The organism is Leifsonia sp. Ger2509, assembly GCF_055231915.1.
Genome location: NZ_JBUYVB010000003.1, coordinates 759,832 through 775,398 on the forward strand (window position 1 = coordinate 759,832; position 15,567 = coordinate 775,398).

A 15,567-nucleotide genomic window follows, 5' to 3' on the forward strand; every position below is an offset into this window, starting at 1 on the left:
GCGTCACCTCACTCACGGCCGGCCGGCCCCCGCCATCCCGTCACTGGGAGATCGAACTTGTGCACGAGACGGTCCGTGAACGGACCAGGATGCAGTCGGGCCAGCCGCACGGGAATCGGCGACCGCCGCACGACGACCCGGGCGCCCGGGGGCAGGTCGAAGGCTCGTCGCCCATCGCACCACAGGATCCCCGCTCCGCCCGCCCGGTCGAGAACTTCGACCGCGAGCGAAGATTCGGCATCGACCACGAGCGGCCGCGCGAACAGGGCGTGTGCGCTCAGCGGGACGAGCAGCAAAGCGGCCACCCCGGGCCAGACCACAGGCCCACCCGCAGAGAACGAGTACGCTGTCGAACCGGTCGGGGTCGACATGACCACCCCGTCGCACCCGAAGCTCTCCATCGGACGTCCGTCGACCTCGATGACGACCTCGAGCATCCGCTCCCGACTGGCCTTCTCGACCGTCGCCTCGTTGAGCGCCCAACTCTCATAGACGACCTGGTTGTCGACTTTCACGCGGGCCGAGAGCGTCATGCGCTCTTCGACCGTGTAGTCGTTCGCGAGCCCGCGGGCAACAGCATCGCGCAGATCGTCGCGCTCGCTCTCGGCGAGGAACCCGACGTGACCGAGGTTCACACCGAGAAGCGGCGCACCGCAACCGCGCACGAGCTCGGCCGCCCGGAGGATCGTCCCGTCGCCGCCCAGGACGATGACGAGTTCGAGTTCTTCGGACCGCACGTCCTTGCCGAGCACCGCGACCTCGACCAGTCCGGGCTCCGCAGCGAGGAGATCGCGGCGTTCGTCTTCGCTGAGCACAGGCGTTGCCCCCGCTTCAAGGAGCTGGGAGCAGACGGCGACGCCGGCCTCGAGCGAGTCCTGCCTGCCTGTGTGCGCAACGACGAGGATGTACCGTGCCGGTGCATCCATAGGGCTCACGCTCCAACCATTGCGTTGATCTCGTCCAACCATTCTGTCGGATTGCGGCCCGTCGTCGAGTTCAGCCAGACCAGATACTCATGATTTCCTTGGCTTCCCACGATTGTGGAGGAGACGATGCCTGCCGTTCCGACGCCGAGGTCCTGCGCGGCCCACAGCACGTTGGCAACCGCATCCGCCCGCAGCGCCGGCTCGCGCACGATGCCTTCGCGGATCCCCGTCCGTCCGACCTCGAATTGCGGCTTGACCAGCAGGACGAAGTCGGCCCCCTCGACCGCCGTCCCGACGAGCGCGGGGAGCACCATCCGCAGCGAGATGAAGGAGAGATCGCCGACGACGAGGTCGGGACGGATGGGATCGCCCAACAGTCCGGCCAGTGAATCGGCCGTCAACGTCCGAGCGTTCACGCCCTCGAACGACCGGAGCCGTGGCTCGCGCTCCAATTCCGGGGCGAGTTGACCGTGGCCGACGTCGACCGCGATGACGAGCCGAGCATCCCTTTCGAGCAGGACCTGGCTGAAACCCCCCGTCGACGCACCGACATCCAGCGCCACGCGTCCGCGCACCGGAACACCGAACGTGTCGAGTGCGCCGATGAGTTTGTGCGCACCCCGGCTCACGTACGCGTCAGTCTGCGCGAGCTCGATCACCTGGTCATCCGCCACTTTCGCGGAAGCCTTGACGACACCGGCGCCGTCGACGGTGACCAGCCCGTCGGCGATCAGTTTGGACGCGTGCGAGCGGGAGCGGGCGAGGCCGCGCTCCGTCATCGCGACATCGAGCCTGGCCTCAGCCATGGGTGCGCGGAACGTCCCCACCCTCGAGCAACTGCCGCAGTTCGTCGTGTACCTGCGCATAGGCGTCGGCGCGCGACGGCAGCGGCTGGTCCTCGATCACGCGCAGGCGGGGCATGAGGGCGTCATCGATCGCTGCGGTGGTGTCGTCGTCGGATGTCACGTCTCTACGCTAGCGCCTGCGGAAGTCATCGGGCCTCAGGTGTACAGGCGTTCGGGAACGTTGAGGCCGTAGATCGCGCGCCCCGATGTCCAGATGACCGCCGTCGCCGCCCGCAGCAGGTCGAGTTCGGATGAGCCTTCCGACACGATCTGAACGTCGTCTCCGCTGATCCGGACGCTCGCGTCGCCCACCGTCGCCGTCGCGTTGTCCTTCGAGAATCGCGTCCGCGGGTACGGCTCCGCGAGCCCGCGCAGGTCATCCAGGATGTACGTCGGCCGCGACTTCGCGTCGGCCGCGATCAGTTGTTTCGCGCGGTCGATCCCGGTGAGCACGTGCACCGATGGAATGCCTGCCCGGTTCGCGCCGACGATGTCCGTGTCCAGCCGATCCCCGATGAACAGCGGGGAGGCGGCGGAGAACCGCGCCGTCGCTTCCTCGAAGATCGCGACCTCCGGCTTGCCTGCCACCAGAGGCAACCGCCCTGTGGCGGTGTGGACCGCGGAGACCAGGGTGCCGTTGCCCGGCGCGATCCCCCGGGCGACCGGAATGGTCCAGTCCGTGTTGGTCGCGACCCACGGACGCTCCTCGACGGTGCTGCGCTGCAGGGCGAAGGACGCTTCGGCCAAGTCCTTCCAGCCGAGGTCGGGGTGGAAGCCCTGAATGACGGCGGCCGGCTCATCGTCGGCGGACCGCACTACCGTGAATCCCGCCTTCTCGACCTCGTGCACGAGCCCCTCACCGCCCACCACCAGGATGCTGGATGCCGGAGCCACATGTCGTGCAAGAAGGCGGACCGCCGCCTGGGGCGACGTGACGATGTCGGAGGGCTGCACGTGCAGGCCCAGCTCGGTCAGGTGCTCGGCGACGGATGCGTCGGTGCGCGACGCATTGTTGGTGATGTATCCGACGCGCGCATTCTCAGCTGCCGCATTGAGACTTTCGACGGCGTGCGGGATCGCCCGCTGCCCGGCATACACCACACCGTCGAGGTCCGCGAGGACGACATCCACCCCGTCGAGCGGCGATGCCCCGTCGCTACTCTTTCGCCGGAAGATCGCCATCGCGCCCGTTCTCGTCTCCGCTTTCGGCCGTGATCTCGCGTTCGAGCACGACCGCATCGTCCTCGTCTGCTGTGCCGTCGTCGGCCGCACTGTCGTCTTCGCCCTCGACGATCTCGACATCATCGATATCGTCCTCGTACTCGACGATGACATCGCCTTCCGCATCGTCGACGATGTGCTCGACAGCGGAGTCGACTTCGAACTCGTCGACTTCGTCTTCGTCGTCCATGTCGATCTCTTCTTCGATGACGTCCACGGTCTCTTCGTCGCCGGCGCCGCGCACAAGCCCGATCGCCTGCTCAGCACGTGCCGCACGTTCGCGCCAGACGGAGGCGTCATCCTCGCGACCGAGTTCGTCGAGCACGTCGCCGTACGCGTGGAACAGTTCCGGGCTCCACGAATATGCGCGGTTGGGGTCGAGCTGCGGAATCTCGAGCTCGGCCAGCGCTTCGTCGTTCTGCCCGAGGTCGAGGCGCGCGCCGGACATCGCGATGGCCAATGACACCTGCACCTCGGTGGGGAGCGACGCTCGGTCGACGGACCGCCCGAGCTCGAGCGCCCGATCGGGACGCCCGACGCCCCTCTCGCTGTCCACCATGAGCGGCAGCTGATCGTTGGAGCCGCTGATCCGCCGGTAGGTGCGCAGCTCACGGAGCGCCAGCCCGAAGTCGCCGGTCGCATAGGCCGTGATGGCAAGCGTTTCGCGCACGACCGCCACCCTGCCGGCACGACGTGCCGCCGAGAGGGCGTGCTGGTGCGCGAGGTCGGGCTGCTCTTCGATGAGCTGCGCGGCCATGACCAGGTGACGCGCCACCCAGTCGGCGTTGTCTTTGCTGAGTGTCTTCAGTTCGGCGCGTGCGACTTTGTCGAGGTCGCGTGCCTGGATAGCCTCGGGGATCTCGGGGTCGTCGTGCCGCGTGCGCACGGACCGCAGCTCCCGCGCCAGGCGCTCTTCTTCGGTGAGGGCGCGTTCGTAGTCGCGTGCATCGCGGTCCCCGCGTGCGGGTTTGCCGTCACGCGTCCACAGCTTCTTCGGGCCGCTGTCGTGGCCGCCTCTGCTGTCGGGCTTCCCGTCGCGCTTCCACGGCTGGCCGCCCTTGCTATCGCTGGGTTTCCCATCCCGCTTCCACGGCTGGCCGCTCTTGCTATCGCTGGGTTTCCCGTCCCGCTTCCACGGCTGGCCGCTCTTGCTATCGCTGGGTTTCCCGTCCCGCTTCCACGGTTCCCCACCGGTGGTGGTTCGAGGTGCGCCGCCCGTGCGCTTGTCGCCGGCCTTGCGGTCGGTGTTTCCCCCGCGCGCCGGCCGGCCGTTGCCTGCGCCCGAGCTGGGCCTGCTCCCTTGGGGGCGTCCGTCTGTGTGACGTGATCCGTCCCGTCGCTGACCGTCCCGCTGGGGCTTGTCGGCCGCGCGTTCGGGTTTCTGCTCGTCTGACGGTGAGTTGCTCACGTCTTCTCCTGTATGTATGGGGCGCAGCATTCATAGCCTACGGCGGCGTCCCGGTGGATTATTGGGTGACTTAAACGCAAAATGGCCACCCATTGCTGGGTGGCCATTTCACAAAGAAGTCCGGCGGTGTCCTACTCTCCCACAGGGTCCCCCCTGCAGTACCATCGGCGCAGAGAGTCTTAGCTTCCGGGTTCGGAATGTAACCGGGCGTTTCCCTCTCGCTATGGCCGCCGAAACACTATTGATGTATCAAAGTGAACGAACAAACATTGCTGTTTGATTCGGTTCTCGACCGTACATCGAGAACCACATAGTGGACGCAAGCATTCTCAGGCCTCTCATACCAGCCTTACAACATGTATGAGAGTAATGATTATCAAGATATCGGCTTATTAGTACCGGTCAGCTCCATGGGTCTTTAGTCCCCACTTCCACATCCGGCCTATCAACCCAGTAGTCTAGCTGGGAGCCTCTCGCCCGAAGGCATGGAAATCTCATCTTGAGGCCGGCTTCCCGCTTAGATGCTTTCAGCGGTTATCCATCCCGAACGTAGCTAATCAGCGGTGCTCCTGGCGGAACAACTGACACACCAGAGGTTCGTCCAACCCGGTCCTCTCGTACTAGGGTCAGATCCTCTCAAATTTCCTACGCGCGCAGCGGATAGGGACCGAACTGTCTCACGACGTTCTAAACCCAGCTCGCGTACCGCTTTAATGGGCGAACAGCCCAACCCTTGGGACCTACTCCAGCCCCAGGATGCGACGAGCCGACATCGAGGTGCCAAACCATGCCGTCGATATGGACTCTTGGGCAAGATCAGCCTGTTATCCCCGAGGTACCTTTTATCCGTTGAGCGACAGCGCTTCCACAAGCCACTGCCGGATCACTAGTCCCGACTTTCGTCCCTGCTCGACTTGTCAGTCTCACAGTCAAGCTCCCTTGTGCACTTACACTCGACACCTGATTGCCAACCAGGTTGAGGGAACCTTTGGGCGCCTCCGTTACTTTTTGGGAGGCAACCGCCCCAGTTAAACTACCCACCAGGCACTGTCCCTGAACCGGATTACGGTTCGAAGTTAGATATCCAGAGTGACCAGAGTGGTATTTCAACAATGACTCCACGAACACTAGCGTGCCCGCTTCAAAGTCTCCCACCTATCCTACACAAGCCACACCGAACACCAATACCAAGCTGTAGTAAAGGTCACGGGGTCTTTCCGTCCTGCTGCGCGTAACGAGCATCTTTACTCGTAGTGCAATTTCGCCGAGTTCGCGGTTGAGACAGCTGGGAAGTCGTTACGCCATTCGTGCAGGTCGGAACTTACCCGACAAGGAATTTCGCTACCTTAGGATGGTTATAGTTACCACCGCCGTTTACTGGGGCTTAAATTCTGAGCTTCGCCGAAGCTAACCCTTCCTCTTAACCTTCCAGCACCGGGCAGGCGTCAGTCCGTATACATCGTCTTGCGACTTAGCACGGACCTGTGTTTTTAGTAAACAGTCGCTTCCCACTGGTCTCTGCGGCCTTCGAACGCTCCAGGAGTAAATCCCTTCACGCCTCAGGCCCCCCTTCTCCCGAAGTTACGGGGGCATTTTGCCGAGTTCCTTAACCACGATTCTCTCGATCTCCTTGGTATTCTCTACCTGACCACCTGAGTCGGTTTGGGGTACGGGCGGCTGGAACCTCGCGTCGATGCTTTTCTTGGCAGCATAGGATCACCGATTTCGTCAATTAAGACTACCCATCGTGCCTGGGCCTATATGAGGGACGGATTTGCCTATCCCTCGGCTTACACACTTAGACCGGGACAACCATCGCCCGGCTCGGCTACCTTCCTGCGTCACACCTGTTAATACGCTAGCCGCACCAGCATAGGGTCGTGTGCTAGGCCCGCTCGTCTAGGCCCGAAGGCTTCGATCAAGGGGATTCAGACACTTAGCATTACTGGATTAGCTTGGGCGGTTCTTCGCCGGTACGGGAATATCAACCCGTTGTCCATCGACTACGCCTGTCGGCCTCGCCTTAGGTCCCGACTTACCCAGGGCGGATTAGCCTGGCCCTGGAACCCTTGGTCTTTCGGAGGACGGGTTTCTCACCCGTCTTTCGCTACTCATGCCTGCATTCTCACTCGTGTAGCCTCCACGGCTGGTTTACACCGCCGCTTCGCTGGCCACACGACGCTCTCCTACCCATCAACACGGCTGGACCACGAAGGCCTACCACTAATGTCAATGCCACAACTTCGGTGGCGTGCTTGAGCCCCGTTACATTGTCGGCGCGGAATCACTTGACCAGTGAGCTATTACGCACTCTTTCAAGGGTGGCTGCTTCTAAGCCAACCTCCTGGTTGTCTGTGCAACTCCACATCCTTTCCCACTTAGCACGCGCTTTGGGACCTTAGTTGGTGGTCTGGGTTGTTTCCCTCTCGACGATGAAGCTTATCCCCCACCGTCTCACTGCTGCGCTCTCACTTACCGGCATTCGGAGTTTGGCTGACGTCAGTAACCTTTTGGGGCCCATCGGCCATCCAGTAGCTCTACCTCCGGCAAGAAACACGCAACGCTGCACCTAAATGCATTTCGGAGAGAACCAGCTATCACGAAGTTTGATTGGCCTTTCACCCCTATCCACAGCTCATCCCCTCCATTTTCAACTGAAGTGGGTTCGGTCCTCCACGACGTCTTACCGTCGCTTCAACCTGGCCATGGATAGATCACTTCGCTTCGGGTCTAGGACATGCGACTGAATCGCCCTATTCAGACTCGCTTTCGCTACGGCTACCCCACTCGGGTTAACCTCGCCACATATCGCTAACTCGCAGGCTCATTCTTCAAAAGGCACGCTGTCACCCCTACAAGGAGGCTCCAACGGTTTGTAAGCAAACGGTTTCAGGTACTATTTCACTCCCCTCCCGGGGTACTTTTCACCTTTCCCTCACGGTACTTGTCCGCTATCGGTCATCTGGGAGTATTTAGGCTTATCAGGTGGTCCTGACAGATTCACACGGGATTTCTCGGGCCCCGTGCTACTTGGGATACTCTTCGGGTGATTGCTGCATTTCGACTACGGGGTTGGCACCCTCTGTGACTGGCCTTTCAATGCCATTCGTCTATACAACGTTCTAACCCTTGCTGTTCGGCAGAAGCAGCAGAAAAGTCCCACAACCCCGACCATGCAACGCCTGCCGGCTATCACACATGATCGGTTTAGCCTCTTCCGGTTTCGCTCGCCACTACTAACGGAATCGCTTTTGCTTTCTCTTCCTGTGGGTACTGAGATGTTTCACTTCCCCACGTTCCCTCTACCCGCCCTATATATTCAGGCGGGAGTCACTGGGTCACCTTGCGGGCCCAGCGGGGTTTCCCCATTCGGAAATCCTCGGATCAAAGTTCGTTTATCAACTCCCCGAGGCTTATCGCAGATTACTACGTCCTTCTTCGGCTCCAGATGCCAAGGCATCCACCGTTTGCTCTTAGAATCTTGAAATCACATGAGTTTGAATCGATTTCTCATAAGAAAAATTGACCAATGATTAGTCAGAACATCCCGAAGGATGTTCCTAAAATCTTTTGTGATTGATCCCGAAGGATCAATCTAAGATGCTCGCGTCCACTGTGTAGTTCTCAAAGTACGGGCGGTACCTTTTCTGCAACTCGAGTTATGAGCGCAAGAAAAGGTCCAGAGGTCCAGGTTCTCATCCAAGCGGATGAGGTCCGGTCCCTCAGGACCCAACAGCGTGCATGTGCGGTGCTTCCGGGTTCAAAGCGTTCCTTCTCCGAAGAGCGTACTGACTTCGAGCCGATCGGCTCCGCACCAATGTCAATGTTCCACCCATGAGCAACCAGCTGAAACGTTTGTTCAGATCTGGCGCCTGGACACTCTTGCGAGTGCCAGTTGCTCCTTAGAAAGGAGGTGATCCAGCCGCACCTTCCGGTACGGCTACCTTGTTACGACTTAGTCCTAATCACCGATCCCACCTTCGACGGCTCCTTCCACAAGGGTTAGGCCACCGGCTTCGGGTGTTACCGACTTTCATGACTTGACGGGCGGTGTGTACAAGGCCCGGGAACGTATTCACCGCAGCGTTGCTGATCTGCGATTACTAGCGACTCCGACTTCATGAGGTCGAGTTGCAGACCTCAATCCGAACTGAGACCGGCTTTTTGGGATTCGCTCCACCTTACGGTATTGCAGCCCTTTGTACCGGCCATTGTAGCATGCGTGAAGCCCAAGACATAAGGGGCATGATGATTTGACGTCATCCCCACCTTCCTCCGAGTTGACCCCGGCAGTCTCCTATGAGTTCCCACCATTACGTGCTGGCAACATAGAACGAGGGTTGCGCTCGTTGCGGGACTTAACCCAACATCTCACGACACGAGCTGACGACAACCATGCACCACCTGTATACCGACCTTGCGGGGCGACTGTTTCCAGCCGTTTCCGGTATATGTCAAGCCTTGGTAAGGTTCTTCGCGTTGCATCGAATTAATCCGCATGCTCCGCCGCTTGTGCGGGCCCCCGTCAATTCCTTTGAGTTTTAGCCTTGCGGCCGTACTCCCCAGGCGGGGCGCTTAATGCGTTAGCTGCGACACGGAAACCGTGGAATGGTCCCCACATCTAGCGCCCAACGTTTACGGCGTGGACTACCAGGGTATCTAATCCTGTTCGCTCCCCACGCTTTCGCTCCTCAGCGTCAGTTACGGCCCAGAGAACTGCCTTCGCCATCGGTGTTCCTCCTGATATCTGCGCATTCCACCGCTACACCAGGAATTCCATTCTCCCCTACCGCACTCTAGTTTGCCCGTACCCACTGCAGGCCCGAGGTTGAGCCTCGGGTTTTCACAGCAGACGCGACAAACCGCCTACGAGCTCTTTACGCCCAATAATTCCGGACAACGCTTGCACCCTACGTATTACCGCGGCTGCTGGCACGTAGTTAGCCGGTGCTTTTTCTGCAGGTACCGTCACTTTCGCTTCTTCCCTACTAAAAGAGGTTTACAACCCGAAGGCCGTCGTCCCTCACGCGGCGTTGCTGCATCAGGCTTGCGCCCATTGTGCAATATTCCCCACTGCTGCCTCCCGTAGGAGTCTGGGCCGTGTCTCAGTCCCAGTGTGGCCGGTCACCCTCTCAGGCCGGCTACCCGTCGTCGGCTTGGTGAGCCGTTACCTCACCAACTACCTGATAGGCCGCGAGTCCATCCTTGACCGAAATTCTTTCCACCTCCTGGAGATGCCTCCGAAGGTCGTATCCGGTATTAGCTTCGGTTTCCCGAGGTTATCCCAGAGTCAAGGGCAGGTTACTCACGTGTTACTCACCCGTTCGCCACTGATCCAGAGGAGCAAGCTCCTCTTTCACCGTTCGACTTGCATGTGTTAAGCACGCCGCCAGCGTTCGTCCTGAGCCAGGATCAAACTCTCCATAAATGTTTGATTGCTCGAAGCGCAAGCGCTTCGGCACATCTAGTGCAGCGGGCCACCGGAATGGGTGAACCACGCTGCAAGTTTGAAACTGACAGAACAAATCATTACTGACTTGCTTTGTTGTTTAATCTGTTTCCAAAGGAATCTCTCACGTAGCCGAAGCTACGAGTCGAGGTTTTTGGCATTTGACATTGTGCACGCTGTTGAGTTCTCAAGGATCGGACGCTCCCAACTTTCAGCCTCTCGGCCTTCTCTTTGGGGCAACTTCTCTACCTTACCACTCTCATTCGCTTTGTCAAATCGGCCGTTTCGCGTTATTCCGGCGATCCGTATTCGGACACAACCGTTTCACACGATCCGAGCCAGTTAGACCTGCTCAGTGAGTGGGTTTTCCATCCTATGCGCTAGAACAAACTCCTTCAAGAGGAGCTTTGCTTTATGCTTAGGATTGGTCCCGCTTGAGGCCGAGAAGCTCTTCCGCTTCCCGCACCTTTGGGGTGACAAGTAAGTACTTTACGCAGGTCCCCGGGGGCTAGCAAATCTGGGGCGCATCCCGGGCGTGTCGCCCGGTTCGATCGCCACCGACCACCCTGCACATCCGCGTAATCCCGGCGATGTGCAGGTGCCCCACCCCCTCATCGTGCCTGGACAAGACCCCCGAAACGATGGTGGCGCGCACCGGCCGAAGCCGATACGCGCCACCATCGAAGCGGGCGATCCGGACCTACTCGAGGAACACTCCTGCAAGGGTCTTCTTGCCGCGACGGAGAACCGCCATGCGCCCTGCGAGCAGAGACGCACTCAGCAGGGCGTCGCCATCCGCCACCTTCGCGTTGTTCACGTAGACGCCACCCTGCGCGACCGCACGCCGGGCTTCGCCGAGGCTCGCAGTGAGTCCGGTGTCGACCAGCGCCTGGGCGACCGTGGCGGTCGGCACGGTCGTGGTGTTGGGCAGCTCGCGCAGCGCGCTCTCAAGGGTCGCCGCATCCAGTTCGTCAAGCTCCCCGCGGCCGAAGAGCGCTTCAGCGGCGGCGATCGCCGCCTCCGTCGCCTCCGGTCCGTGCACGAGGCTCGTCACCTCGTAGGCGAGCCGGCGCTGTGCCTCCCGCCGGAAGGGCTCATCCCGCACTGCGGCCTCGAGCTGTTCGATCTCCGCGCGCGTCAGGAACGTGAAGACCTTGAGCCGGTCGACGACGTCTGAGTCGTCGGTGTTGACCCAGAACTGGTAGAGCGCGTACGGACTTGTCAGATGCGGGTCGAGCCAGATGGCGTTGCCTTCGCTCTTGCCGAACTTCGTGCCGTCGCTGTTGGTGATCAGCGGCGTCCCGATCGCGTGCGCGCCGACGTGCTCCACCCGCCGGATCAGATCGGTCCCGCTGGTGAGGTTGCCCCACTGGTCGCTTCCTCCGGTCTGGAGGATGCAACCGTACGTGCGGTACAGCTCGAGGTAGTCGAGACCCTGCAGGATCTGGTAGCTGAACTCGGTGTAGCTGATGCCCTCCTCCGAGTTGAGGCGCGCGGCAACCGCATCCTTCTTCAGCATCGTGCCGATCCGGTAGTGCTTGCCGATCTCGCGGAGGAAGTCGATCGCCGAGAGCGGAGCCGTCCAGTCGAGGTTGTTGACGAGCCGCGCGGGGTTGCCGTCATCGAAGCTGAGGAAGCGCGAGACCTGCTGCTGCAGGTAGCCCACCCACTCGGCGACGGTCTCCCTCGTGTTGAGTGTTCGTTCGGCGGTGGGCCGCGGATCGCCGATCAGCCCTGTCGATCCGCCGACGAGTGCGAGCGGACGATGCCCGGCGAGCTGGAGACGCCGCATCAGGAGCAGCTGGACCAGATTCCCGAGGTGCAGGCTGGGCGCGGTCGGGTCGAAGCCGCAGTAATAGGTGATCGGTTCGCCAGAGAGCAGTTCTCTCAACGTCTCGGGATCCGTCGAGACGTGGACCAGGCCACGCCAGACCAGTTCCTCCCACAGGTCGTCGAAGGTCGGATCGTTGGCTTGCGCACTGAGAATTGCCGAGTCTGACACGAGTTTTACAGTAGCAGCGCCGTTCGACCCGCCTCGCGTTCTCCACAATGAGGCCCCGGGATCTAATTCGTGAGTGGTTAGCCTTGAGAGTCTAATGTTTGATGGATTAGACTCTGAAGCCTCAGTCGAAGGAGCGCGTATGTTCGTCATCACCGCAGACCAGGTGGACAGCCGGTCCCGTCCGGACATCGTCGGGGACACCCTGAAACGGCTCAACCGGGAACAGGCGGATCGGCTTCTGCTCCCCGTGGACCGCAACGCCGGCGACGAGCTCCAGGCACTCACCGACAACGCGGGGACAGCGCTCGCGATCGTTCTCGACCTCACCCGTGACGAGGCGTGGAGCGTCGGCCTCGGTGTCGGCTCCGTGCGGCTCCCCCTCCCGGCTGAGACCCGCGAAGCCAGTGGCGACGCCTTCGTCGCCGCACGCGAAGCAGTCAGGCGCGCCAAAAAGGCGGCGACCCGGTTCGCGGTCGAGGCCGCGGCCGGTCGTGCGGAGGGGCTGGATGGCGTACGCGCCGGAGACGGATGGCCGGGTGCTGCAGACGCGGAGGCCCTGGTCAACCTCGTCCTCGTCATCCGCCAGCGACGGACGCCGGCCGGGTGGGAGCTGTACGACCTCGTCTCGTCGGGCCTCACGCAGGCGGATGCGGCGGCACAACTCGGAATCTCGGCGCCGTCGGCCAGCTCGCGCGCCCGTGCGGCGGCAGTGCGCCCAGAACTCGCCGCCATCCCCGGCCTCACTAGGCTGTTGGAGAACGTCGACCGAGTGAACACACGAACGGATGCCCCGGCATGACTCCTTACGTCCACCTCCTTCTCGCACTCGGACCGATCGCCTTCTGGGCGGGCGTGCTCGTGATGGTCCTGGCGAGCCTCATCTGCGCGGTGTTCACCACGCGCTCTCCACGCCGTGGCCTGGTCTACATCTCGGCGATCACCCTCGCGATCGCGTTCGTGGCCGTGACGCTCCCCAGTCCGGGCGCGCCCCCCGTCGCCGAGGTCCTCCTGGGGGCGGCCCTGCTTGCGCTCAGCGTGGTCGGCGGCGGGCCGGCCGCGCAGCTGGTGCTCGCGCTCGCCTCCCGGGGCAGCGTGACGGCCGGACTGCACGGCGGCATCGTCATCGACGAGCGGGCGACGGCGGACAACCCGTACGGCGGCACCAAGGAGGTGCTGCGCGGGGGCACGTTCATCGGCTACCTCGAACGGTTCGCCACGACTGGCGCGATCATGGCGGGCTTCCCCGAAGCCATCGCCGTCCTCATCGCGATCAAGGGCGTCGGGCGCTTCACCGAACTCGAGGCGGCCGAAGCGCGCGAGCGCTTCATCATCGGCACCCTGGTCAGCCTGATCTGGGCGTGCGTCTGCGCCGGGGTCTTCCGGCTCGCGATCACCTGACGCCGGCACGCCGCGCCGCCGCGCACACGTTCTGAACGAGTGCGCATCGTGCACCGTGTGCGCTCGTTCAGAAGATGGGCGCCCGCGCTCGGATCCCTCCGGAAGGCGCTCAGGCCTTCGGGTGCCTGCGGTACGGCGAGACGGTCGGGTCGCCCGGAATCCAGTAGCGCCACGGGAATTCGACGCCACCGCCCGCACCGCTGACGCCGGTCCGCGGGCCGCTGGCCGCGGCGACGGGATGCTCGGAGAGCCGGAGACTGAACGGCGGCTCCAGCAGGTCCGCACCTCCCTCGTCGAGCGCGATGCCCAGCGCGACGACCAGCCGGGCCGGCCCTCGGGCGAGGTCACGGACAGGAACCGAAAGCCCGCGCCGCTCGCGTGCGAGCGCCTCTCCCCCGACGACCTCGCCACCACGCAGCAGCACGGCCGAGGCGGTGCCGGCCGGCGAGCACACGACGTTGGCGCACACGTGCATCCCGTAGGTGAAGTACGTGTACAGGTGACCGGGAGGGCCGTACATCACACCGTTGCGCCGGGTGCGCCCGCGGAAAGCGTGCGAGCCAGGGTCGACCCCGTCGCCGACATACGCTTCGACCTCGGTGACGCGCAGCGAGACGGCCCCGTGCGCGGTCTCGTGGGTCAGCACGGCGCCGAGGAGACGCGGGCCGACCTCCAGGGCCGACGCCGCGAAGAACTCCCGCGAGGGGCTGATCAGCGCGGCACCGGTCACTAGAACATCCGCCAGCCGTTGACGATCACGATCACCAGTCCGGTGACGACCATCACGCCGGCGACGATCGCGATCGTAGGGATGACCCACCGGTTCTTCGGGGAGCGCTTCTCGCGGCCGGCGCGGCCGGTCATGTCAGGTCCCGCCGGGCGGAGGCGAAAGCCGAGGTCAGCATCCGGACCCTCTCGGTGAGCGCAGCGAGCTGCTCGCGTACGCGCTCGGGGGCGGTCCCGCCGATACCGTCGCGGCTCGCAACCGAGCCCTGGATCGTGAGGATGTCGCGGACATCCGGCGTGAGCAGCGGGGAAACCTCCGCGAGCCCGGCATCGTCGAGGTCGGCGAGCTCGAGTCCGCGCTCTTCGGCGTACTTGACCAGGTTGCCGGTGATCTCGTGGGCGTCGCGGAACGGAACCCGACGCTTCACCAGCCATTCGGCGACATCCGTCGCGAGCGAGAAGCCCTGAGGGGCGAGCTCTGCCATCCGCTCGGTGTGGAACCTCATCGTCGCGACCATGCCGGTGAACGCCGGCAGAACCACCTCGAGCGTGGTCACCGAATCGAACACCGGCTCTTTGTCCTCCTGCAGGTCGCGGTTGTACGCGAGTGGAAGCCCCTTGAGCGTGGTCAGCAGGCCGGTCAGGTTGCCGATCAGCCGTCCCGCCTTTCCGCGGGTGAGTTCGGCGATGTCGGGGTTCTTCTTCTGCGGCATGATCGACGAACCGGTCGAATACGAGTCGTCGAGCGTGACGAAGCCGAACTCGCGGGTGTTCCAGATGATGATCTCCTCGGCGAACCGCGAGAGGTCGATGCCGATCTGGGCGGCCACGAAGGCGAACTCGGCGACCACATCGCGGCTCGCCGTACCGTCGATCGAGTTCTCCACGCTGTGCGCGAAGCCGAGCTCCGAGGCGACCAGTCCGGCGTCGAGGCCGAGCGTGGACCCGGCCAGAGCGCCGGATCCGTACGGCGACACGTTCGCCCGCTTATCCCAGTCCGCCAGCCTCTCGAGATCGCGGACGAGGGGCCAGCAGTGCGCGAGCAGGTGATGCGCGAGCAGCACGGGCTGCGCGTGCTGCAGGTGGGTGCGGCCCGGGAGGATGGCGGTGGGATGCGCATCCGCCTGCGAAGCGATCGCATCGATGAGCGCGATCAGCTGCTCCGCGATGGTCCCGGCATGATCGCGCAGGTACAGGCGTACCAGGGTTGCGATCTGGTCGTTGCGGCTGCGGCCGGCGCGCAGCTTGCCGCCCAGCTCGGTTCCCGCCCGCTCGATCAGTCCGCGCTCGAGGGCGGAGTGCACGTCCTCATCGGCTTCGTCCGCCACGAACTCCCCCGCGGTGACGGCCGCATCGAGCGCATCCAGCGCATCCAGCATCCCCCGGAGTTCGTCATCGGTGAGATAGCCGGCCGCTGCGAGCGCCGTGGCGTGCGCGCGTGAGCCCGCGATGTCGTATGCCGCGAGCTGCCAGTCGAACTGCGTCGACTTGCTCAGCGCCGCCAGCTCCGGCGACGGACCACCGGCGAACCGGGCGCCCCAGAGTGCGCCCGCCTCGCCTGCGCGGTTCTCGGATTCGTGCTTCGCCACGAT

At 63.0% G+C, this 15,567-nt stretch carries 11 protein-coding genes and 3 rRNA genes; 2 read left to right on the forward strand and 12 right to left on the reverse strand.

Features of this window, described 5'->3' with window-relative positions; genetic code table 11:
- Nucleotides 1–8 precede the first annotated feature (8 nt).
- From ACV7NN_RS03940 to tyrS, 9 genes are all read right to left on the reverse strand, one after another.
- Nucleotides 9–926 carry an NAD kinase gene (locus ACV7NN_RS03940; protein ID WP_463348283.1) on the reverse strand — a complete coding sequence of 306 codons (918 nt, stop codon included), beginning with the start codon at nucleotides 924–926 and terminating at the stop codon, nucleotides 9–11.
- A gap of 5 nt (nucleotides 927–931) precedes the next feature.
- Entirely contained in the window at nucleotides 932–1,732 is an 801-nt protein-coding gene (locus ACV7NN_RS03945) for a TlyA family RNA methyltransferase (protein WP_463348284.1), read from the reverse strand.
- Complete coding sequence (locus ACV7NN_RS03950; protein ID WP_463348285.1) at nucleotides 1,725–1,892, reverse strand: hypothetical protein; 168 nt, start codon at nucleotides 1,890–1,892, stop codon at nucleotides 1,725–1,727. Before ACV7NN_RS03950 ends, ACV7NN_RS03945 begins: the two co-directional genes overlap by 8 nt.
- Before the next feature lie 35 nt (nucleotides 1,893–1,927).
- Entirely contained in the window at nucleotides 1,928–2,953 is a 1,026-nt protein-coding gene (locus ACV7NN_RS03955; RefSeq protein WP_463348286.1) for an HAD-IIA family hydrolase, read from the reverse strand.
- Entirely contained in the window at nucleotides 2,928–4,400 is a 1,473-nt protein-coding gene (locus ACV7NN_RS03960) for a tetratricopeptide repeat protein (protein WP_463348287.1), read from the reverse strand. The genes ACV7NN_RS03955 and ACV7NN_RS03960 overlap by 26 nt, the downstream gene beginning before the upstream one ends.
- 118 nt (nucleotides 4,401–4,518) lie before the next feature.
- Nucleotides 4,519–4,635, reverse strand: a 5S ribosomal RNA gene (gene rrf / locus ACV7NN_RS03965).
- Nucleotides 4,636–4,772: 137 nt separating this feature from the next.
- A 23S ribosomal RNA gene (locus ACV7NN_RS03970) occupies nucleotides 4,773–7,887 on the reverse strand.
- A gap of 419 nt (nucleotides 7,888–8,306) precedes the next feature.
- A 16S ribosomal RNA gene (locus ACV7NN_RS03975) occupies nucleotides 8,307–9,828 on the reverse strand.
- The 16S, 23S and 5S rRNA genes sit together here, the layout of an rRNA operon.
- Nucleotides 9,829–10,549: 721 nt before the next feature.
- Nucleotides 10,550–11,851 carry a tyrosine--tRNA ligase gene (gene tyrS, locus ACV7NN_RS03980; protein ID WP_463348288.1) on the reverse strand — a complete coding sequence of 434 codons (1,302 nt, stop codon included), beginning with the start codon at nucleotides 11,849–11,851 and terminating at the stop codon, nucleotides 10,550–10,552.
- Between the two features lie 139 nt (nucleotides 11,852–11,990).
- Between tyrS and ACV7NN_RS03985 the strand changes: the two genes are divergently transcribed.
- Nucleotides 11,991–12,650 (forward strand): DNA-binding protein, encoded by a 660-nt coding sequence (locus tag ACV7NN_RS03985; protein WP_463348289.1) that lies wholly within the window; start codon nucleotides 11,991–11,993, stop codon nucleotides 12,648–12,650.
- The gene (locus ACV7NN_RS03990; protein ID WP_463348290.1) at nucleotides 12,647–13,249 is read left to right on the forward strand and encodes a hypothetical protein; all 603 of its coding nucleotides are present in this window, start codon (nucleotides 12,647–12,649) and stop codon (nucleotides 13,247–13,249) included. Before ACV7NN_RS03985 ends, ACV7NN_RS03990 begins: the two co-directional genes overlap by 4 nt.
- A 109-nt stretch (nucleotides 13,250–13,358) precedes the next feature.
- On the opposite strand, the gene ACV7NN_RS03995 is transcribed toward ACV7NN_RS03990, so the two are convergent.
- From ACV7NN_RS03995 to argH, 3 genes are read right to left on the reverse strand one after another with little or no spacing between them, the layout of a single operon-like run.
- Nucleotides 13,359–13,979, reverse strand: a complete 621-nt coding sequence (locus ACV7NN_RS03995) for a DNA-3-methyladenine glycosylase (RefSeq protein WP_463348291.1) — start codon at nucleotides 13,977–13,979, stop codon at nucleotides 13,359–13,361.
- Nucleotides 13,979–14,113: a hypothetical protein gene (locus ACV7NN_RS04000; RefSeq protein ID WP_463348292.1), complete on the reverse strand. Its 135-nt coding sequence runs from the start codon at nucleotides 14,111–14,113 to the stop codon at nucleotides 13,979–13,981. The genes ACV7NN_RS03995 and ACV7NN_RS04000 overlap by 1 nt, the downstream gene beginning before the upstream one ends.
- Entirely contained in the window at nucleotides 14,110–15,567 is a 1,458-nt protein-coding gene (gene argH / locus ACV7NN_RS04005) for an argininosuccinate lyase (protein WP_463351228.1), read from the reverse strand. The genes ACV7NN_RS04000 and argH overlap by 4 nt, the downstream gene beginning before the upstream one ends.